Source organism: Flavobacterium arundinis, from assembly GCF_038289855.1.
Lineage (GTDB): Bacteria > Bacteroidota > Bacteroidia > Flavobacteriales > Flavobacteriaceae > Flavobacterium > Flavobacterium arundinis.
On the sequence record NZ_JBBYHR010000012.1, the window covers coordinates 22916 to 43574 of the forward strand.

Below are 20659 nucleotides of genomic sequence, written 5' to 3' on the forward strand. Positions count from 1 at the left end.
GCAACCATCCAAAGCCTACTACTACGTGCAGTATAACTATCCCGAAAAATATTTTATCCATTATCTTACTTTTTAATAATCTGCGCTGCCTGAAGAGTTTTAATAGCTTGTTTCGTCAATTTTTACTTTCCCGCTGAAGTTCCTTACCAATGTTTTGTTAGAATTGTTTTATGAAACACTGTACCGCAAAAATCACAGATCTGGCCTACATGCTTTTTTCCAGGATCGTCCTGATGATTTCTTCCTTTGAAAGTACGCCGGATTGCCGCCAAAGCTGCTTGCCGTTCTGGAAAAGCATCAGTGTAGGTACACCACGAACACGGTAATGCTCTGCTGCTGCCTGATTTTTATCGACATCGATCTTGATGATGGTAACCCTGTCGCCAAGGTTGTCCTTGACTTGTTTTAAGATCGGGCCCAGCATTTGGCACGGGCCGCACCAGGCCGCAAAGAAATCGACCAGCACCAGTTTGTCTGAATTGATGATGTTGTCAAATTTATCGTCCATTTTATTTAGCCTATAAGTTTAGTTTGTAATCACTGGATTAACTTAATTTCCCTACCGCACAACTAAAATACGATTTTGCTTTGCATACGATGGTATTATTCCCCTTCTCGGGATAGCCGAGTTCTGCCAGCTTCCGTACAATTTGCTGCCTATCGGCATCGCCAACGATCACGACAATACCGTTTTCAATGGTAACTATGACCTCATCAACGCCTTTAAGCGTAAGCAATGCTTTCTCAATGCTGCTTACGCAGCCCCCGCACTTGATGTTCTCAACTTCGATCTGGTACATTTTATTTTCTTGTTTTACAGGTGTTTGTGTTTAAAATAGCATAGAGCGGGCAAAAGCTGATAAATGAAGTAGCAACGAGAATACAAGCAAAAATGCCCAATACGAGGCCTGCGGTGCCGCTAATTACATTTGTCAAATACAATATTCCAACTAAAACTGCCAGGACGATTCGTATGGCTTTGTCTGTCGAACCCATATTTTTTTTCATAACCCTGATTTTATTTATTAATGATATTATTTACCGCCTGCCAGGTGCCGCCGTTGGTGACATTGGTAAAGCCGTTCTTTTCCAGAGTGGCTTTTGCCCGGCTGCTGCGCATGCCGCTGCGGCAAAATACAACGATTTGCTTTTTATCCCTGAATTTGTCCAGTTGCATTTCCACCTGGTCAACCGGAATGTTTACAGAACCTTTGACATTTCCCTGGGCATATTCTCCAGGGGAGCGGACATCGGCAAGGAAGGCGCCTTCTTTTATTAGTTTTTCCATTGTTGTACTGTCTTTTTTTGAAAATATATTTTTTAGGATCCTTAGCATATATGATTTATTTTGGATGAATATTATTTTAGGGTTTTGCCTTGGCAAATGAAGCCTGTTTGGGATAAATTGGTTGTAGCAATGGCATTGAACCCTCCTTCGACTTCGGTAAAATCCCTATACCCGCGCGCCTGCAAGATAGAGGCGGCGATCATGCTGCGGTAGCCGCCGGCACAATGCAGGTAAAAATGTTCCCGGGGGTTAATGTCCTTTATCCATTCGTTTATAAATGCTAAAGGTTTGCAATATGCTTCTTCGACATGTCCGGCCTCATATTCGCTTTCTTTCCTAACGTCAATCACCTTATCCCGTAACAGTTTGACGTTTTCAGCAAACGCTGTGGCGGTAATGCGGTAGACGTTATCGATCTCATATCCGGCGTTTTTCCAAGCTTCAAATCCGCCGTCAAGATGCCCTACAATGTTGTCAAACCCAACGCGGCTTAAACGGGTGACGGACTCTTCCTCAAATCCCGGCTCTGTCACCAGGATAACCGGCTGGTTTACATCTGCGATAAGGGTACCCACCCATGGGGCAAAATCGCCGTCGATACCGATGTTTATGGATCGCGGAACGAATCCGTGGCAAAATACATTGCCGGGACGGGCATCCAGGATCAGGGCACCGGTCTCTTCCACTACTGCTTCAAACGCTATGGCGCTTATCTTGCGCATCCCCTGATTGAAAACGCTTTCAAAGCTCCCAATCCCGGATTTATTCATAGCCACGTTCATCCCGAAATAGGTCGGTGGCGGCAGGAGCCCGTCAGTGACTTCCTTTACAAATTCGCTTTCACTCATATCGGCCCTTAGGGCGTAATTGGATCTCGTTTGTTCGCCAATGGTGGAAACAGTTTCCTTGCTCATGTTCTTGCCGCAGGCGCTTCCGGCGCCATGGGCGGGATAGACGATCACGTCGTCGGGGAGCGTCATTATTTTTGTCCGGAGTGAATGGTAGAGGGTGGCTGCCAGTTGTTCCCTGGTCATCAAGGCCGCTTTTTGTGCAAGGTCGGGCCTTCCCACGTCGCCGATAAACAAGGTATCCCCTGAAAAAATCGCATGGTCTTTGCCGTTTTCATCAATTAGCAGGAATGTTGTGCTTTCCATGGTGTGGCCAGGGGTGTGCAATACCTTGATCCGGCAGGTTCCCAATGGGAATTCCTGTCCGTCAGCGGCGGAAATGTGTTTGAAATCGGCTGAAGCATTTGGGCCATATATGATTCCTGCACCTGTTTTGTTGGCCAGGTCTACGTGGCCCGAAACAAAATCAGCATGGAAATGTGTTTCAAAAATGTACCGAAGCTTTACATTATCGCGTTCCAGGCGATCCAGGTATGGTTGTGTTTCGCGCATCGGGTCAATTATCGCCGCCTCATTACCCGAAGTGATATAATAAGCGCCCTGTGCCAGGCACCCTGTATAGATCTGTTCTATTTTCATTTTACTGCTTTTGTCAGATTTATTCCAAAACGATGCTAATGCTTATATGCTGACTTTGAATACTGTTACATTAGTGAATAGTTGTTTTATTTTTTGTGGCTGGACTTGTGCTTACATCCCCAGGCCGATGGTATTTGTCGTCATCATGGAAAAACCAGGAAAGCCATAACATCCTCGACCATCGCATGAAAAATGGCTGCAGCAGTATCAGCAGGGCAATATTCGCAATAAGCCAGTAGAAGATGCGGATGTCACTGATCCCGATCCCTGTGGCCGCGATCCATAGTACAAAAGTGATGATCGAAAACCCGACCGTCAGCGCATAGCTGACATATCCTGTGCCAAAGTAAAATCCGGGCTCAAGCTGGGTGCGCTGCCCGCACACCTTACAATTACCTACCATTTTATTAGCAGACCCCATATGGTACCACCGGTGGGTAAACATTTCACCCTTGTGACAGCGCGGACATTTTCCGGATACGATATTTCTGATATAATTGACCATTATTTTATTTTTTGATAAAGGTACTCCCGGGACTTTTATCCTACAGTGACATTTGTTACACAACAGAAGATAGTAACGTTCGCACTTCTGTCGAATTTTATTAAAGTCCGCGGGGCAATCCGGGAGAAGAAGTGCATATGGCTGTTTTTAAGATATACAGGGATCTACCACACTGCGGTTTCTTTTATAATGATGTATATGCCCATTACCAAAACAAACCAGCCAAATATGGGTTTTAATGCTGCACCGTCTATCTTCCTGGATAATGCCGTCCCGATAAGCATGCCAAGAATTGCGATCGCTGTAATGGCTCCTAAAAGCATATGATCGATGGAAACACCGGACAGGGCATCGCCACCAAAACCGATTAGTGAATTGATCGAAATGATCAGCAGTGAGGTGCCTACGGCCTGCTTCATGGGGAGTTTTGCAAGGAACAGCAAAGCAGGAATTATTAAAAACCCGCCTCCCGCCCCAAGCAAGCCGGTAACAAGTCCGACCAGGAACCCGATCAGCGACAATCGGGTCATATTTGTTTTTCCAATCCCCTCGCTACCGGCAGCTGATCTTCTGATCATTGAAGTGGAAGCAGCTATCATAAGAACGGCGAATACGATCATTAGGAGCAAGTCCTTCGTTATCTCTAAATGGCCAAGCTGAAACAGGGCGCTGGGTATGGCGGGAAGTATAAGCTTTCGCACAAATAAGAGCGATACGACCGATGGAAGAGCGAAAACCAGTGCGGGGCCTATTTTTAGATTCCCAAGCTTGTAGTGTTGGTAACTACCTACCAGTGCTGTACTGCCAACTATAAACAGCGAATAGCTGGTGGCATCCTCCGGGGTAACCTTAAAGAGATAGACCAGGATAGGTACCGTTAAAATGGAGCCTCCCCCGCCAATAAGACCTAAGGCTATCCCAATTAGTAATGAAGCGATGTAGCCAAAATATTCCATCTCAAAAATTTTAGGCAAATATTGGCCTATAAATTTTTACGCAACGTAACATTTATCACACAGTGGATCTATTTCAGCAGCTCAATATGATTACGGTGAAGCCTGAGCAATTGGCGTTGTTCCATTTTCTTCAATAACCTTGAGACCACTTCCCGTGATGTATTCAATTCCGAAGCAATGTCCTGGTGCGATAATTTCAGGTCGTTAGTGCCAAGAGCCTGCTGATGGCGCTTAAGGTAGAAGTCCAGCCGCTCATCCATCGCCCGGAAGGCTATGCTGTCGATCACTTCCAGAACTTCTTCAAAGCGGCTGCGGTAGGTGTCGATCACAAACTCATACCAGGTGCGGTGCTGCATCATCCATTTGTCCATTAGCGGAAGCGGCACCATCATCAGTTCGGCATCTTCGACTACTTTGGCCATGATCTGGCTTTTCTCGCTTTTGGTCGCACAAATCATGGATATGGCACAGGCTTGTCCGGGCTGGAGGTAGTACATGAAAAATTCACCGCCGTTATCATCTTCGCGATAAATTTTGATCGTGCCGCTCAGCACAAGCACGGTACTCTTAATGTACTGGCCGGTGCGCATAATTACATCGCCCGAATGTACCGTTTGAAACACCGCATTGCTTTCAATATCTTCAAGCAGTGCCTTTGAAAATGCTGGGAATAAACTTTTAATATTGTCGGTCATAGGATTCTTATCAGATGGCAAAGATAAGATTAGTATAGATAAAGAAAGACGATAATCACCAATACCACAACAATTGGGACTATGATCGGCAAATGGTTAAATAGTAAATGATAGTGTGCCTGATTCAAAATTTTATATAATTAACGTTACGATTACTCTTCTTTATTTTTAAGTTTCATCAATAGGGTATAAGCCCCTTTAGTAACTATAGCCTTATTTTTCAACGACGCTGCATCTGTTAAGGCTATGTAGCCGTTTTCTTTAGTGCCGGTAGTTATGGCTATCATTTCGTAGTGTTGCGCTGCGGTTTGTATAAAAACATAGTCCTTGCCTTCAAAAGACACTACCGCTGATTCCGGTACCGCATTGGCCATAGCGGCTAAAGTTTCCACTTCGGCGTTCATGTACATACCGGGGAGCAGGCCCTTATCATATTGCTTAAAATGGCAATGCACTTCGGTGCTTCCATTAGCATTTATATCCTTGCTTATCAAAATAATTTCACATAGATATTTTTTATCAGGCTGGGCATTACTGTATGCAGATACTTTCTGCCCAATAGCCAGCAGAGCAACATCTTTGTCATAAACGTTTAGGTTTAAATGTATGTCGTCGGGGTTAATAAGTTCAAACATTACATCGCCCGGGCTGACGTACTTTCCTATGTTTATATTCACCTTGCTTACAAAACCTGTTATCGTACTTATTACCGTAATGCTCTTAGAAATTTTACCCGATGATAAGTTTTCAGGGTTAATATTTATTAGCTTAAGCTTTTCCGAAAGGGCACTTACCAAAATGCGCAGGTTTGCCAGTTCGGCTTCTGCCTGCTGGGTTACCTTATCGCTGGCGGCTTTGCTCTCATTCAGGCCTTTCTGGCGGTTGTATTCCAAACCTGCAAAATGCAGCCTGGATCTTGCCGTTAAATAATCCTGTTGCAGCTGCACATATTGTTCATCCTGTAAGATCGCTATGACTTCCCCCTTTCTGACAGGCATGCCGGGCAATAATTTAGTTTTTACCAGATAACCACCTAAAGGAGCGCTGACCGAGATCAGGTTTTGCGGTGGTACCTCAATTTTTCCATTTAGCTTAAGCACCGTCGCGATATTTTTTTCAGACAGCCTGGAGGTTTCTATCGCTGCATTTTGCAGTTGTGCTTTGGTGAGTACCACAGTATTTGTAGTGATGGCCTCTTGTGGAGCTTGCTGTTCTTCAGCAGGATTTTTGCATGCTGCCAGCATAAGGAATGTGCCGGCAAGTATTAGTATTTTTTTCATTTTAATTTAATTTGAGGTAATGGAATTAATTTCAATAATGGTATCATTAAAGGCTTTAACAGCCTCCAAATAATCGTTTTGTATTGCTATGGCCTGATTGGCCAGCATTACGAAATCTAAAAAATTGATCTCGCCGTTTACAAACTGGCTTTTGGCGGTTTGGCTAATAAGAAAGGCGTTTTTTAAACCGGAATCCTGGTAATAGTCCAAAATTTCACTGGCAGTGGTGTAAGCTAACAGTAAATTTTGGTATTGGGACTTAATAAGCTGCAACTGGGTTTGATACTGATTTTCTGCCATATTTACTGCTATCCCTGCTGCTTTTATCTTTGCATTCTGGCTACGTGTAAAAATTGGAATCTCCAGGCCGAGCTGTACCGAGCTAAAACGGTCATTGCTATAATAAAAACTATTATCGGGGCCCATACCCTTAAAGCTGTTATTAAAATACCCAACGGTAAGGTCCGGTAATTTTTGCGACTTCTCTAATTGCTTTTGGGCGGCGGCACTTTTTTGCTCTTGCTGTAAGAGTTTTAAATACACATTGTTTTCTATGCCTTCATTTATAGCTATAAGCCCGGCTTTTATATCCTGTGATTCCGGCATAAGTACTGACTCCGTATTTAGAAGTACCTGAAATTGAAGTAGTGTTCCCTGTAGTTCCTGTTGCAGCTGTTTTAATTGCATATGTATTGCTGCGCGTTGCGTTTCAGCGGTGGCTTTCTCCAATACATTACTTTCCCCTTTTTGCAGTATCAGGCTTGCTTTTTCATAAAAATCAGAAAAAAGGGTATCTGCCCGGAGCAATAGTGCTTCTTTTTCTTTTAGGTACAATACGGTGTAAAAGACCTGTGTTACCGCTTTTCTAACCTCATTTTCCTTTAGGGCTGCATTTAACAGCGATGATTTCCACTGCTCTGTAAAAAGCTGTTTCTGTCTTTTATAAACCGTAGGGAATGTGATGGTCTGCGAGATGCCAAAACGGGTATCGTTGTAGGCACTGTTGATCTGTCCGGTCTCACCAAAAACTGAGGTTTTGGGTATGTCAGCGGAAGATTTAATTAGTGCCTCGGCATATGCGGCATTAAGTTTTTCGTGCTTTACAGTATTGTTATTGGCTACTGCCATTTTAAGGGCGTCCTCAAGGCTTATTTTCTCCTGAGCATTTACTGTGCTAAGCATAAACAGGCAAACCATTATGGTAAGGCTGCCTTTTATTTTAAGCCTGTTTACCGGGATACCTTTTTCAAATAAGATATAGAGCAGGGGCAGCACAAAAAGCGTAAGGAACGTAGCAACCAGCAAGCCTCCTATTACAACGGTTGCCAGTGGGCGCTGCACTTCGGCACCTGCACCATTACTCACAGCCATAGGCAGGAAACCCAGCGAGGCTACAAATGCCGTCATCAATACCGGTCGCAGCCTTGATCTTGTCCCTTTTAAAACAATATGGGAGAGGTTTTTCATACCGTTGTTTTTAAGTCGGTTAAACTCGGCTATAAGTACAATGCCATTCAAAACGGCTACCCCAAACAGTGCGATAAAGCCTACCCCGGCACTTATGCTAAAAGGCATGCCACGCAATGCCAAAAAGAAGACGCCGCCAATGGCAGACAATGGTATAGCGGTATAGATAAGCAGGCCTTGCTTAACAGAATTAAAAGCGAAAAACAAAAGGATAAAAATAAGTAGCAGCGATACAGGAACAGCTATCATCAGCCTGTCTTTTGCCTGGTTAAGGTTTTCAAAAGCGCCACCATACGTAACATAATAGCCTACAGGAAGTTTTACGCCCTTATTTATTTTTGCCTGCAGTTCATTTACAATACTTTGTACATCCCGGCCTTTTACATTAAAGCCTACAACTATCCGTCGCTTGGTATCCTCGCGCTGTATCTGGTTGGGCCCGTTTTTAATTTGTACATCGGCTAATTGCTGCAATGGTATCTGGGTGCCATCGGGCGCGGGTATGAGCAGGTTTTGTATGTCTTCAACATCCTTTCTTTGGCCCTGATCTACGCGTACAACAAGGTCAAACCTTTTTTCCTGCTCAAAAACCAATCCCGCGCTTTGTCCGGCGAAGGCGGTATTCACTACTTTGTTTACATCGGCTATAGAAAGGTGGTGCTGTGCTATTGCAGGGCGGTTGTAGGCAATAACTACCTGAGGCAAGCCTGTAACGGGTTCTATGTACAGGTTTGTAGCGCCATTAACGGTAGTTATTATTTTGCCAAGTTTACTTGCAGTGATGGCAAGGGTATCAAGGTTTTCGCCAAATATTTTAAGCACTACATCCTGGCGCGCTCCCGTCATAAGTTCATTAAAGCGCATTTGCACCGGATACTGAAAACCTGCGGTGATGCCCGGGACATCTTCAAGGGCTTTGCTTATTTTTTCTGAAAGTTCATTAAATGTGTGGGCAGATGTCCACTCTTTTTTATCTTTTAAGATTACCATCATGTCACTGGCTTCCATGGGCATCGGGTCGGTGGGTACCTCGCCACTGCCTATTTTTGTAACTACTTTAAGCACTTCAGGAAAACGCGTTTTTAATATATGGGCCGCTTTTTGTGTACTTTCTATGGTAGTATTTAAGTTGCTGCCGGTCAATACGCGGGTATCTACAGCAAAATCGCCCTCTTCGAGTGCCGGTATAAATTCACCGCCTAAAAATGTTACCGTTATTATTGCTGAAACAAAAAGCAGCAGCACGCTGGCTAAAACCGTTTTTGGAAACCGCAATACTTTAGCAAGCCTGTGCTGGTATATATTTTCAAGGCGCTGCATTAATCTGTCCGACAGATTTTTTGCCAGCTTTGATCTTTTACTTAAAAAGAAAGCGCTCATCATGGGTATGTAGGTTAACGACAGTATAAATGCACCAAGTAATGCAAACGCGACGGTTTGCGCCATTGGCTTAAACATTTTCCCTTCAATACCCTGTAGCGTGAAAATAGGCAGGTATACGATAAGGATGATTATTTGGCCAAATACGGCACTATTCATCATCTTGCTGGCCGAGCTTTTAACGGTATCATCCATTTGCAAAGTAGTAAGTGTAGTAAAACCGTCTTTATTTCGGGCTTTAACTGATAGTTGGTGCATTACGGCCTCCACAATTATAACGGCCCCATCCACGATCAATCCAAAATCAAGGGCACCAAGGCTCATCAAATTTCCGCTTACCCCAAAGAGATTCATCATACAAATGGCAAAGAGCATAGCTAAAGGGATTACTGATGCAACTAATAAGCCAGCCCTGAAGTTGCCCAGGAAAACTACCAGCACAAACACTACAATGAGCGCCCCTTCCAGCAAATTTTGTTCTACCGTGCCAATGGCATTATTAACCATCTTTGTGCGGTCTAAAAAAGGTTCTATCTCAACCCCTTCAGGAAGCGTTTTTTGTATCTTGGCAATACGCTCTTTTACATTTTTGATTACCTCACTGCTATTAGCGCCTTTAAGCATCATCACAATAGCGCCGGAGACTTCGCCCTCATCGTTATAGCACATGGCACCGTACCGTGTGGCATATCCGGTTTTAACCTCGGCAACATCCCTTATAAAAAGGGGTACATTATTTTTGCCGGCTATGGCTATGTTTTCTATATCCCCGGTAGTACCTATAAGGCCTTCGCTGCGTATGTACAGCACTGTAGGGCCTTTTTCTATATAGGCACCTCCCGTATTCTGGTTGTTGTTTTCTACGGCATCAAAAACATCATTAATAGTAATGCCGTAAGCATTAAGCTTATTGGGGTTGATTGCAATTTCATACTGCTTGAGCCTGCCGCCAAAACTGCTTACTTCGGCAACGCCCTTAACACCTATGAGCTGCCTCCTTACGATCCAGTCCTGGATGGTACGCAACTCTGTTACATCAAACTTTTTCTCATAACCTTTTTTAGGTTTTACTACGTACTGGTAAATTTCTCCGAGCCCCGTAGATATAGGGCCAAGTGTAGGCGTGCCTATACCCGGGGGTATCTGGCCCTGTACCTGCTGCAGGCGCTCTGCTACCTGCTGGCGCGCCCAGTACACATCGATATCGTCATTAAAAACAATCGTTACAAGAGAAAGCCCAAAGCGGGAAAAGCTGCGGATCTCTTTCATACCGGATATGTTGCTGTTAGCCTGTTCTATGGGGAAGGTGACTAACCGCTCAATATCGGTAGCGCCAAAGGATGGCGCAATGGTAATGACCTGCACCTGGTTGTTGGTAATATCAGGTACGGCATCTATGGGGAGGCGGATGGCTTCGTAGGAGCCATAGGCTATCAGGGCAATTATAAAGAGCCCTACGATGAGTTTGTTCCGTACGGAAAACTCAATTATTTTAGTAAGCATAAATTTTCTTGTTAATCGTAGTTTTAAAAAATAAGGCATAGCACAAAACACACAAGTGTTTGTGAAAAAATCATAAACTATAAATGATTAACAGTTCTTAGGAGGCTGCCAAATTAAAGTATGAAAGCCGGGAGAATATGAAAAAGAGTATCCAAATAAATTTTGTTTTTTAAAGCTGTAATTAACCGCAGGCAAAAATTTAAATTCAGGTACTAGTGGATAAAAGGCGACAGATATACAACAGGTACTTGTATGCGATTTAAAGGGGAGTTTCATATCCTTTTCATAATCCGCATCAAACACGTCATGACCCTGGTAGTGATTGCATAAAAACCCCCAGATGGTTATGGTAGTATCAAGTTCCTTGTGTTCCATAAAATGCTCCACCATTACGGGCAGTTTTAGCAATTCACCCAACTGTGTTATAGACAGCAGGTAAACAGATAAGAATAGTATGGAAACATATTTTTTCACCTAACAAATATACCGCTAATTTTATAAAATTATTTTTGAAACCAACCTTAATGCGTTGTTTATAAGAAGTATAAATAAAACAGTGTACTGTCGTTTTAGTCGGTTCTGTCGCATCTGGAAATAAGATCTGCCTTATTGTCTTAAATTTTTATTTTATGAATATCAAAGGTTATTGCTGTCCGAAATCTATAATTCTTCAGGCCTGATATTTTAGGCTTAGGTTTATTCTGAGCTGTTGGGATGTTGAAAAGCTATTGAAGATGCTTGGCGTTCAGGGTGGTCATGCTATAATTTAGCGTTGGGTATATAAATGTACAGCATATATCAAGTTGCAAATGAATAAAAGAAAACGTAAAGTAGAGATTATTTGGGGAGTGTATGAAACATCTATTAACATGAAAGGAGAATATCGCGCTCCAAACCTACCAAAAACCCGCCAATAAGCAACAGTGCTATGGTTTGAAAAAGCACCGTTACCAAAAAGTTCTGTTGGCTGGTAGCTGCTGCCCGCGCTTTCAAATCTTTTTTGTCTAAGTTGGACTATAACCTCAGGGTTGATATCAGGAATGGGATTACCCGACAGGAAGTGCATGGCGATAAAGCCCCCAATAATAGCACCTGCCATAATCAGGAGGTTCCACCGCTGGCTGCGCCAGTCAAAGTAAAAGAAATCACAGTTTTTTCCCGCACCCAATTCGGCGCACACGGTACACAGGTTAGACGACATGCCGAAATTCTTCCCGGCAATAAAAGTGCTGTCATGGTAAGTGCAATTAGTGGACCTGACACATACCAGGGGGCACGATTCATAAATCCAGCTCATATTAGCAGTTTAATGAACTGCAAAATAAAGCCATGCAGTACAGCCAGTCAATATCATTTGCTACGTAACTTAAAATTGTCCTGTAACAAGATTTTCAAAATCGAACAAAAAGTTTGCGGCATATTACATAAGTTTAATAGTTGTCAATGAATAGAACCAGTGGATTATCCAAATTGTAAATTCCTTAAAATACCAGGACAAATTTTGTATGCCCTACAGAATTTACAGACAATTTTGCATTCAATTGGGTTGACATGATTTTTATCAGTTCCAGTCCGAAGGTTTTTGCCTTTGTTGTACCCGGGTCAAATCCCACACCGTTATCCTGCATCTTTAGCCTCATCTTATCATTCATGGTGTCCAGGCAAATCGTTATTTCGCCTGTGTTTTTATCCGGAAAACCATGCTTCATCGAATTGCTTACAAATTCATTTACTATAAGCCCCATGGGGATGGCAGTTTCAAGGTTCATCTCGATATCAGGCGCATCCACGTTTATAGTAATATCTGTACTGCCGGAATGGCTTTTCAGGATGGAGAGGGTTAAATTTTCAATGTAGCTCTTTGCACTTACATATTCTATCGACTGCGATTGGTATAAATGCTGGTGTATCAGTACCATGGCCATTATCCTGTCACGCCCTTTGGACAGGAATTCTTCAATCGAATTATTGTGCCTCCGGCTTTGGATGTTTAATAAGCTTATTACAAGTTGCAGGTTGTTTTTAACCCTGTGGTGAATTTCTTTTAATAAGGTTTCTTTCTCAATAAGCGATTTTGAAATTTCAGCCCTGGATGCGGTAAGCTGCTCGATAGCATAACGTAGCTCACGGGTCTTCTCAGCAACTTTTTCTTTCAGTGCCTCCTCCCGGCTCTTATGTATCTTTAAACCCATACGAAAGAAAAAATATGCCGCGAGTAGTGCAAAAAGGAGTATCCCAAGCCAAAACCAGGCAGTTTCGTAGTAACGGCTTTCAAACTGAAAGTCAAATTCCCTTGTTACGCTTTTCCCTGTGCCGTGCGTTATAATCCGTATATAAAGCTTTTCCATTCCTCCGCATGTCCGGGCAAAGCTAAAGTTATTTCCGGTTATTTTTTGCCATCGGCCCTGCTTTTCGAGCCGGTATTCAATGGTAAGGTTATCCCGGTTAAAGTAATAGGCGTAGGCAAAGTCAACTTCAATAATACCGGCATTGCTTGTAATAGTATAACCTGCCTTTCCCGGCATTATGGCTTCACCTTCGCACAAAACCCTGTCTATTATTATATCTTCACTGAAAGCCTGCTTTTTTAACTCCGATGGGTGAAACCACAAAAAACCTTTCATATTAGGAAAACCTATAATATGCCCATCATTAACCGAAGGATGCGTGCCGCCACCGTTAAATTCGTTTGTAACCAGCCCCTCCTGCGTTGTAAACCGGTACAAATCGACAGCTTTCCCTTCCAGTGTGTTTTGTATCACAGCGCTTTTTACGCCCGATAACAGGCCTTCGTTGGTGCTTATCCACATGTTGCCAAGCCTGTCGGTTTCCACTGCGTGAGTGGTGGTAATTGCTGCGTTACGTCCCTTAACATGCCAGGCTTTACCGCCTGATACCAAATACAGCCCCTGCCCGTAGCAGCAAACCCAGTAACTCCCTTCGTCGTTGCGCACAATTCTTCGCGCATAAACACTTTCCAACCCCTGTACAGCGTTGATCCTTTGTAAAAAAGGACTGTACTCGTACACTCCTTTTTCTGTTGTAATAACAATCTTGTTCTTCCACGAAAATAAACCTGTTACGCATATACCTTTTAATGCATTGGCTAAAAAAATATCGATCTCCGTTTTTCCGTTGCGCAGGTACATAACCGGCCGGTCCGGATGCCTTGTGGATACCCAAAGCATGCCGCCGTGCATACAATAGCCCGTCATTTCTGCCCAGTGGCCACCGTCATTGTTATCCCACAATATGTCAGAATTATCAATATTCCTTAAGACAGTTGTATCCTGTCGATAGAATTTGCTGTTATACTTCATTAAAAAAGAACGATTACTATTTTTAAAATACTTGTCTTCTTCCAAGTAGCCTGTTTCCAGGTCATATCTCCATCCGCTGGCGCTGTAGAGGGAATGCATATCAATCTTTGCTACGGAGTAATTAATATCCAGCTTGTAGTCCGAAAATCTCAGGGTTTTAAAACCGGTTTCCTTTACCATTAGTATGCCCGCAGTAATGGTGTTCATGAAATAGATGCCTCGATCATGGTCATGGTAAATACTATTGATGTCGGCAATGCCTGTAAAAGCCACAAAACGTGTCTGAAGCCTGTTGTTTACGTATTCCACAACATATACGCTGCCATCGGAAAATAGGTAGTAGTCGTCTTTATAGCCATGAATGAAGCGGTCGTTCCCGGTATCGTTTTTTAGCGAACGTAACAGGAAAGATTGCAGTCGCCCATCTGTTGTTACCGGCTTATTCTTTAGGAGGGTGGTTCCCCGCAATTCATAAATGCTTCCGTTGGCAGACACAAATAGCTTATCCCCAATTCGGAAAAACAGCCCGTTTTTTTTTATATAAAGATCTTCACTGTCATTTAATTCCGTGGTGTTTATAATTTTTATTGTATTTACATACCGCACATACAGATATTTCCCTACAGTAAAAAACTGTTGGGCATCAAAGCTGATATTATTCTTTATAAAGGCTATATCTACTTTAGGTACCGGAAAATCCTCCAGTGTTTTCCTAAGTTTTTTATTTACAGTTATATGGCTGTATACGTTGTCACGCATTACAACTTTGTCTCCCTTGCTAGCATCAAATCTGGAAATGACGCCTTTTTTAATAGAAAACCATTTGCGTGACGGATAGGTATCGAATAACACTTCCCCTGAACGTACATCCTTCGTTATTTGTTTAATACGTTCTATCTGGATGTTCGGGTACTTCGGATGAATCACTTTCTCAAGCTTCAGGCCGTCATAGCGGTATAGCCCCATTTCGGTAGCTATCCATAAAAAGCCATCATTGTCCTGCACACAGCCCCTGGTGGTAACCATGGGGTTATCCTTGTCGTTTATCCATAAAGGAACTGTAACCTGCGTGGCAGTCTGAGCATTAGAGGCCAGGCAAAGTAGAAGGATGTGCCAGAAAATTAGTCTTAAAATACGATAAAGCATATCATAGTAAATATATTACAACTCTTTGGCTTATTTGATTGTTAAATAAATATTAATTGATATATTTAATATTTAACTACAAGCCTATTTAAAAATTATATAAAAATGTCGTTTATAGCAATTATAGAGGATGAACTGCTTATAGCCAGGGATATACAGGACATTCTCGAAGAAGAGGGCCACGAGTGCATGGCCAACCTTACCGACTACGAATCTGCGATCAATGCGATTGAAATGCACCCGTTCGACCTGGTGCTTGTCGACATCATGCTCCGTAGTAAGGACGACGGTATCCGGATAGGGGAGTACCTTCATGAAAAAAAAACGGTACCCTTTATATTCATCACATCATTGCACGACAAGGAAACCCTTTTCCGTCTGTCAAAAATCCATGCATTCGGCTATATAGTAAAACCATTTAAGCCTGTAGACATCGTTACCAATGTGGTGCTGGCCCTCAACAGCTTCCGGCATGTAAACGTAAACCTCACCACTACTACCGCGCCGGAAATAGCCGACGATGTCCCGTTCCAGATACGAAAGGTTATCAACTACATACACGACAACATTTTCGAAAAAATATACCTGGACGACCTGGCCGCACAAACGCGGTGGAAAAAAAACCATTTTATCAGCATGTTTACCACAACGCTACAGGTAACGCCGCACCAGTATATACTCCAGTGTAAAATCCAAAAAGCGATGGCGCTACTAAGCGCTGATGACAGCATTGCGGCAGGTGCTGTGGCGTTCGACCTTGGCTTCAAAAGCTATAGCTCCTTCAGCAAACTGTTTAAGAAAGTGGCCGGTGTAACCGTAGAGGACTACAGGAAGAAGGAAATGTTGCGAAGGCACCTGCCATAGCGCTATTCAAACCCTACATCCATTGATTGCAGGAACTGGTTAAACTCCATTATTTTGCGCTTCGCCACTGCCACAGTAGAGCCGTCTATAAACTCGCATTGCATGCCGTCTTTTTTGTTTACCCGCTTCACGTACTCAAAATTGATGATAGAGGAGCGGCTGGCCCGGAAAAAGTAACGCTGGCCAGAGAGGATATTATCATATACCGACAGGTTTTTTGAGGCAACCAGCTTCGTGCCGTCTACCAACCTGAATTCGGTATAGCGGCCATCGGCTATACAGTACAGCAGGTCCTTCAGCTTGATGATCTCGTAGCTGTTGAGCGACGAAATAATGAAAAAACTCCGGTCGGTCGCGGCAGGCTTGTGCAGGTTTTTGGTTATCAGCTTGCGGTTCTTCATGTTCAGGAGCGCCTTAGCCACCGTAGTGGTGAGCGCATCCTTTTCTATAGGCTTTAGTATAAACCCGGAGGCATTATATTCATAAGCAATGGCAGCATTGGCCTTATCGGGCGACAGGAATATTACTTCCGGCTGTATTTTCATCCGGTTCAGCGCCACCAGTACGTCCATACTGCGTGGGGAAACAGTAATAAAAATAAGGTCGGGCTGCAATATGCAGGCCACATCGGCAACTCCTATTCCGTCTATGGCTACCGGAAGGACAGCGATCTCAAAAAAAATGTCATTTAACATTTCTTTCAAAAGGTGCGCTTCATGGCGATTGTCATCAACGATTATAGCTTTAAATGTCATGGTGAGGGTTGAATTATAAGCAAAGTTATTGTCTGGTGAATTAATGCCTATGCGAAAAAAAAGCATCGCATTTTATAAGTTTTTTTTACATGAATTTTGAGTATTTCAAAAAAACCGCAGGCGCAAGGCCCGCGGTCCATCCAAACCAAAGGCAACCAACCTTTAGCATCCAACTAATCGTACATTTATTTCGTAATGCGGTTATACATTTAAAAAACTAAACCGCAGGCCCGAAAGCCTGCGGCTTCCCCAAAAAGTGAAGGCAACCAACCTTCGAATCCAAAATAAATAGTTATATTTTTTGACACGCCAGGGTTGGGAACCCGACCAAAGTCGTAATTATTGACGTAGCTAAAAATGGCATCCAACATTTTCTCAGAATCTGTGCAGCTACCGGATTATCATTAATTAATATTCCTCCAAATGTCATTTGATGTTGTTTACACAGCAAAGGTAATACCCCAAAATCGACCGCACATGTGAAAAAAAAGCATCAGATGTTATAAATTATGATTTTTTACTACACGATGCCATTCTCCGGGCAACAAAAAAACCGCAGGCACAAGTCCCGCGGTTTCCCCCAAAAGCCAAAGGCAACCAACCTTTGACGTCCAATTAATGTAAAAACAATTTGTTCAGGTACTTTTAAACAGCCGTAGGCCTTTGGGCATACGGCATCTCCAAAAGATGACTCCCTACAACCTTACTATATTTACAAAAATGGTGTAGTTAATTTTGTAAAAACACACGGCAGGGGTGGGGGCCCGCCCGCCGCCGTGGTTATTTCCTCAGGCACAAGTCCAGAGGTTTTACCATAATAATAATAATGATATCTTACTAACACCATATAAAAACTGTTGTTAGTAGCCTTAAATTATAGCTTACTATGTAGGAGTGCGCTTTTTAAAAGTTGCTGAACAAATAATTACGCACAGTCAAATTAAATTTACTGATAAACTACTTGGAAATTATATCATTTTGATTAATGTAACATTATATGTCCCTCCCGTAGCGCCAGTATTCGTGATTTTAAGGGTGTCGTCAGCGTTATTAAAAGTAAGTCTATAGCTTAGGCTAACGTTGTTTCCTGCGAAGTTACAATTATTAGGTCCATCAACTTTTAATTGTACTGTAGTTTCCTGGTTAATAGTTGGTTCAGTATTGGCGGTTACACCGCCTAAAAAACGTATTGCACTTTGGGCGCCACTAATATTTGCAAGAATTTCGTGGTAATTATTTTGACCACAAACATTACGTTGGGTTATAATAATTTTATATGAACCAAAGCCTTGCGTTAATAAATTTGCTGATGTTGCACCCGCTGCTAATACAACTTGTGTTGTATTAGAATTAGCATTTGGAATAGCGTTCCATGTACCGTCACCCCTGAGATAAGTAGTTGCAGTAGCACCGGCCGGAAGTTTTGCCACGGTTATGGCATTATTGGCAATATCAACAGCTGCAATAGTACCGTCTGCAATTTTAGTTGAAGTAACAGCACCATTTTCTAAATCAGCTAAACCCACTGTTCCGTTTACGATTTTTGCCGTAGTGATGGAATTGTCAGCAAGGTCTGTAGTAATTATTGTACCATTTACAATTTTTTCAGAAGTAACAGCATTGTCAGCAAGGTCTGTAGTAATTATTGTACCATTTACAATTTTTGCAGAAGTAACAGCATTGTCAGCAAGGTCTGCGGTAATAATTGCTCCATCGGCAATTTTAGCCGACGTAACGGCATTAGCCGCGATAGTGGTAGTGTTGGTATTAGCCGCAGCGGTCACATCTCCGGTAAGGGCAGCCCTTTGAAAGCTGTTACCGTTCAAGGCCACCGATGTTGAACCTGTGTAAGTAGTTCCTGCTGGAGTAGCCCAGGTGCCATCACCCCTCAGGTAAGATGTAGCTGTAGCACCTGTAGGGAGTTTAGCAACGGTTACCGCATTGTTAGCAAGGTCAGCCGTAGCCACAGCGCCATCAGCAATTTTAGCCGAAGTAACAGCATTAGCCGCAATTACAGTCGCGTTGGTGTTGGCCGCAGCAGTCACATCGCCGGTAAGGGCAGCTCTTTGAAAGCTGGTACCGTTCAAGGCCACCGATGTTGAACCTGTGTAATTAGTTCCTGCTGGAGTAGCCCAGGTGCCATCACCCCTCAGGTAAGATGTAGCTGTAGCACCTACAGGGAGTTTAGCAACGGTTACCGCATTGTTAGCAAGATCTGCCGTGCCCACAGTACCATCGGCAATTTTAGCCGATGTAACGGCATTGGCCGCAATCGTGGTCGCATTGCTGTTAGCCGGAGCTGTAACATCGCCGGTAAGTGCAGCCCTTTCAAAGGTAGTACCGTTTAGCGTTACAGATTGCGAGCCGCTGTACGTAGTGCCACTGCCCGATCCGCTGCTGCCGCCGGAAACAATGCTCTCTACCGCTTTTATGGCATATACCATAGCCACGTTGCGCGGGCGGGTTTCGCTGTCGCCACCACCGTTGATGGTAACGGTGTGAGTATGGTTTCCGTCAGAAGAAGTTGTTTTAACTAAAGTACCTATTGTACTATTGTCGCCCCTCTGAAGATCTCTATTATAAGTGCCATTGTCCACACCGTCCAATTGAGTTGAAAATGTTGTAGTGTGTGTATGAGCACCAGCATTATTAGTAACGCCTGTGAATCCTGTAGTAGGCCTTGCGGTTGCCTGTGCCTGCGCACTGCCCAATACCCTTCCGGTATCTACACCACGGCCGCTGTCCAAGCCGCGTACAAACTCGCCGCGCAGGTCGGGCAGGTTAAAGGTGGTAGTGCCGTTGCCCGCTCCATAAGTCGTACCTATTTTAGCAAACAGGGCGGCATAGGTAGTGCGGCTCACTGCTGCACCGTTACATATTAGGTAGGTTGAAGGTACATTGGCAAACGGGAATATCGCTATGCTGCCCAGGCTTTGGTCTTCGGCCCAGTCTTTGCCCAGCGCCACCCACTTGGTACCGTCGGAGTAATACAACCCCGGGCTCACGGCAGTAGTGCCGCTCCCTGCGGTAGTAGTGTTATACACGGTCATACCCGCTACAAATGCGCTTAGCGGGCTTGCGCTTGTGGTGCTGCTTAGCGCCATCCGCGGGAACAATACACCCTTGTTGGTGCTTTCTAACTCAAAAACAGCGTTGCTGTCTACGGTCGTAGGGTTATCACCTATCTTTACCTGTGCCGTGGCACAAAGCGAGGTGAAAAACGCCATTAATAATAATTGTTTTTTCATGTTACTTCTTGTATTAGGATTGGAAAAAAACACACTTGTCGCGTTGTGTGCGGATATAATTATCAGGATTACTTTCGGATGGTGTACCAGTCGGCATGTTTATTTTTTTTGCCCAGGTACCACGTGGCTCCCACAGAGAGGCTCGAAACCGTGCCCGTAAGGTTGTTAGTGGGGTCGGCGGGCTTCCCGTCCCAGGTAAGGTGCTGCCTCACGCTGTACAATGCCGAAAGGTCCATGTTTACCGCAAGCCTGTCGGTTATCCGCACCTGCGGGGTTATGCCCAGTATCCATCCGCCGTTGTCTTCGTGGATACCTGCCGACTTAAACCGGGAGACAAACACCCCGGCATGGGCCAGCAGCCCCAGGCGTCCGGAAAACGATTCGAACTTTAGCACCCTGCCTATGTTGGCCACGCCCTGTAAGCCTATCCGCCACGATTTCGAGTCGAATGGCAGCGACCCGCTGCCGGAAACGCTCCGGAAACGGTCAAGGCCAATGTCGGCCTTAAAGCCAAAATATTCCGAGAGCATGTACCTGCCGCCAATATCAACGTGGCTTATTTCTGAAAAGAACATATATCGCTGTGGGTTCGAGAGGTAGTATCCCTCGGTAAAGGGACGCACGGGCTTGTTTTGCCCCACCATTACTTCTACCGACCACTGATTGAAAGGTACATCCGCAACGCTGGGCACTGTCTGCGCAAACACGCTACCGGAACCGATGAGGGCAAAAAAAGCATATCGGAATTTTTTCATGGCCCCGGTA

At 43.9% G+C, this 20659-nt stretch carries 16 protein-coding genes; 1 reads left to right on the forward strand and 15 read right to left on the reverse strand.

Annotated features, from left to right (window positions below; genetic code table 11):
* Positions 1 to 205: 205 nt before the first annotated feature.
* The 12 genes from trxA to AAEO56_RS17955 all read right to left on the reverse strand — a co-directional run bounded on the left by trxA (position 206) and on the right by AAEO56_RS17955 (position 15027).
* Positions 206 to 508, reverse strand: a complete 303-nt coding sequence (trxA, locus tag AAEO56_RS17900) for a thioredoxin (RefSeq protein ID WP_341698447.1) — start codon at positions 506 to 508, stop codon at positions 206 to 208.
* Between the two features lie 37 nt (positions 509 to 545).
* Complete coding sequence (locus AAEO56_RS17905) at positions 546 to 800, reverse strand: heavy-metal-associated domain-containing protein (protein ID WP_341698448.1); 255 nt, start codon at positions 798 to 800, stop codon at positions 546 to 548.
* A 1-nt stretch (position 801) separates the two neighbouring features.
* On the reverse strand, positions 802 to 1008 hold the full coding sequence (locus AAEO56_RS17910; protein ID WP_341698449.1) for a YgaP family membrane protein: 207 nt from the start codon (positions 1006 to 1008) through the stop codon (positions 802 to 804).
* 10 nt (positions 1009 to 1018) lie between these two features.
* On the reverse strand, positions 1019 to 1288 hold the full coding sequence (locus tag AAEO56_RS17915; RefSeq protein ID WP_341698450.1) for a rhodanese-like domain-containing protein: 270 nt from the start codon (positions 1286 to 1288) through the stop codon (positions 1019 to 1021).
* Positions 1289 to 1359: 71 nt separating this feature from the next.
* Entirely contained in the window at positions 1360 to 2775 is a 1416-nt protein-coding gene (locus AAEO56_RS17920) for an MBL fold metallo-hydrolase (protein ID WP_341698451.1), read from the reverse strand.
* Positions 2776 to 2845: 70 nt separating this feature from the next.
* Positions 2846 to 3280: a DUF983 domain-containing protein gene (locus AAEO56_RS17925; protein WP_341698452.1), complete on the reverse strand. Its 435-nt coding sequence runs from the start codon at positions 3278 to 3280 to the stop codon at positions 2846 to 2848.
* Positions 3281 to 3444: 164 nt separating this feature from the next.
* On the reverse strand, positions 3445 to 4236 hold the full coding sequence (locus tag AAEO56_RS17930) for a sulfite exporter TauE/SafE family protein (RefSeq protein ID WP_341698453.1): 792 nt from the start codon (positions 4234 to 4236) through the stop codon (positions 3445 to 3447).
* A 68-nt stretch (positions 4237 to 4304) separates the two neighbouring features.
* On the reverse strand, positions 4305 to 4931 hold the full coding sequence (locus AAEO56_RS17935; protein ID WP_341698454.1) for a Crp/Fnr family transcriptional regulator: 627 nt from the start codon (positions 4929 to 4931) through the stop codon (positions 4305 to 4307).
* A 152-nt stretch (positions 4932 to 5083) separates the two neighbouring features.
* Positions 5084 to 6211: an efflux RND transporter periplasmic adaptor subunit gene (locus AAEO56_RS17940; protein WP_407934968.1), complete on the reverse strand. Its 1128-nt coding sequence runs from the start codon at positions 6209 to 6211 to the stop codon at positions 5084 to 5086.
* Positions 6212 to 6217: 6 nt separating this feature from the next.
* Positions 6218 to 10561 carry a CusA/CzcA family heavy metal efflux RND transporter gene (locus AAEO56_RS17945; protein ID WP_341698455.1) on the reverse strand — a complete coding sequence of 1448 codons (4344 nt, stop codon included), beginning with the start codon at positions 10559 to 10561 and terminating at the stop codon, positions 6218 to 6220.
* Positions 10562 to 11327: 766 nt separating this feature from the next.
* Complete coding sequence (locus AAEO56_RS17950) at positions 11328 to 11858, reverse strand: YeeE/YedE family protein (protein ID WP_341698456.1); 531 nt, start codon at positions 11856 to 11858, stop codon at positions 11328 to 11330.
* A gap of 184 nt (positions 11859 to 12042) precedes the next feature.
* Positions 12043 to 15027 (reverse strand): histidine kinase dimerization/phosphoacceptor domain -containing protein, encoded by a 2985-nt coding sequence (locus tag AAEO56_RS17955; protein ID WP_341698457.1) that lies wholly within the window; start codon positions 15025 to 15027, stop codon positions 12043 to 12045.
* Positions 15028 to 15132: 105 nt separating this feature from the next.
* Here AAEO56_RS17955 and AAEO56_RS17960 point away from each other — a divergent pair, with 105 nt between their 5' ends.
* Positions 15133 to 15891: a response regulator transcription factor gene (locus AAEO56_RS17960; RefSeq protein ID WP_341698458.1), complete on the forward strand. Its 759-nt coding sequence runs from the start codon at positions 15133 to 15135 to the stop codon at positions 15889 to 15891.
* A gap of 2 nt (positions 15892 to 15893) precedes the next feature.
* Here AAEO56_RS17960 and AAEO56_RS17965 read toward each other — a convergent pair whose 3' ends face one another.
* From AAEO56_RS17965 to AAEO56_RS17975, 3 genes are all read right to left on the reverse strand, one after another.
* Positions 15894 to 16646, reverse strand: a complete 753-nt coding sequence (locus AAEO56_RS17965; RefSeq protein ID WP_341698459.1) for a LytR/AlgR family response regulator transcription factor — start codon at positions 16644 to 16646, stop codon at positions 15894 to 15896.
* 968 nt (positions 16647 to 17614) lie between these two features.
* Positions 17615 to 19894, reverse strand: a complete 2280-nt coding sequence (locus AAEO56_RS17970; protein ID WP_341698460.1) for a phage tail protein — start codon at positions 19892 to 19894, stop codon at positions 17615 to 17617.
* A gap of 68 nt (positions 19895 to 19962) precedes the next feature.
* Positions 19963 to 20649 (reverse strand): hypothetical protein, encoded by a 687-nt coding sequence (locus AAEO56_RS17975; protein WP_341698461.1) that lies wholly within the window; start codon positions 20647 to 20649, stop codon positions 19963 to 19965.
* Positions 20650 to 20659: the final 10 nt, after the last annotated feature.

What these genes read in the sequence shown, in the direction of transcription:
- trxA (WP_341698447.1), bottom strand. Translation starts at nt 508, where the DNA reads ATGGACGATAAATTTGACAACATCATCAATTCAGACAAACTGGTGCTG.
- AAEO56_RS17905 (WP_341698448.1), bottom strand. Translation starts at nt 800, where the DNA reads ATGTACCAGATCGAAGTTGAGAACATCAAGTGCGGGGGCTGCGTAAGC.
- AAEO56_RS17910 (WP_341698449.1), bottom strand. Translation starts at nt 1,008, where the DNA reads ATGAAAAAAAATATGGGTTCGACAGACAAAGCCATACGAATCGTCCTG.
- AAEO56_RS17915 (WP_341698450.1), bottom strand. Translation starts at nt 1,288, where the DNA reads ATGGAAAAACTAATAAAAGAAGGCGCCTTCCTTGCCGATGTCCGCTCC.
- AAEO56_RS17920 (WP_341698451.1), bottom strand. Translation starts at nt 2,775, where the DNA reads ATGAAAATAGAACAGATCTATACAGGGTGCCTGGCACAGGGCGCTTAT.
- AAEO56_RS17925 (WP_341698452.1), bottom strand. Translation starts at nt 3,280, where the DNA reads ATGGTCAATTATATCAGAAATATCGTATCCGGAAAATGTCCGCGCTGT.
- AAEO56_RS17930 (WP_341698453.1), bottom strand. Translation starts at nt 4,236, where the DNA reads ATGGAATATTTTGGCTACATCGCTTCATTACTAATTGGGATAGCCTTA.
- AAEO56_RS17935 (WP_341698454.1), bottom strand. Translation starts at nt 4,931, where the DNA reads ATGACCGACAATATTAAAAGTTTATTCCCAGCATTTTCAAAGGCACTG.
- AAEO56_RS17940 (WP_407934968.1), bottom strand. Translation starts at nt 6,211, where the DNA reads ATGAAAAAAATACTAATACTTGCCGGCACATTCCTTATGCTGGCAGCA.
- AAEO56_RS17945 (WP_341698455.1), bottom strand. Translation starts at nt 10,561, where the DNA reads ATGCTTACTAAAATAATTGAGTTTTCCGTACGGAACAAACTCATCGTA.
- AAEO56_RS17950 (WP_341698456.1), bottom strand. Translation starts at nt 11,858, where the DNA reads ATGAGCTGGATTTATGAATCGTGCCCCCTGGTATGTGTCAGGTCCACT.
- AAEO56_RS17955 (WP_341698457.1), bottom strand. Translation starts at nt 15,027, where the DNA reads ATGCTTTATCGTATTTTAAGACTAATTTTCTGGCACATCCTTCTACTT.
- AAEO56_RS17960 (WP_341698458.1), top strand. Translation starts at nt 15,133, where the DNA reads ATGTCGTTTATAGCAATTATAGAGGATGAACTGCTTATAGCCAGGGAT.
- AAEO56_RS17965 (WP_341698459.1), bottom strand. Translation starts at nt 16,646, where the DNA reads ATGACATTTAAAGCTATAATCGTTGATGACAATCGCCATGAAGCGCAC.
- AAEO56_RS17970 (WP_341698460.1), bottom strand. Translation starts at nt 19,894, where the DNA reads ATGAAAAAACAATTATTATTAATGGCGTTTTTCACCTCGCTTTGTGCC.
- AAEO56_RS17975 (WP_341698461.1), bottom strand. Translation starts at nt 20,649, where the DNA reads ATGAAAAAATTCCGATATGCTTTTTTTGCCCTCATCGGTTCCGGTAGC.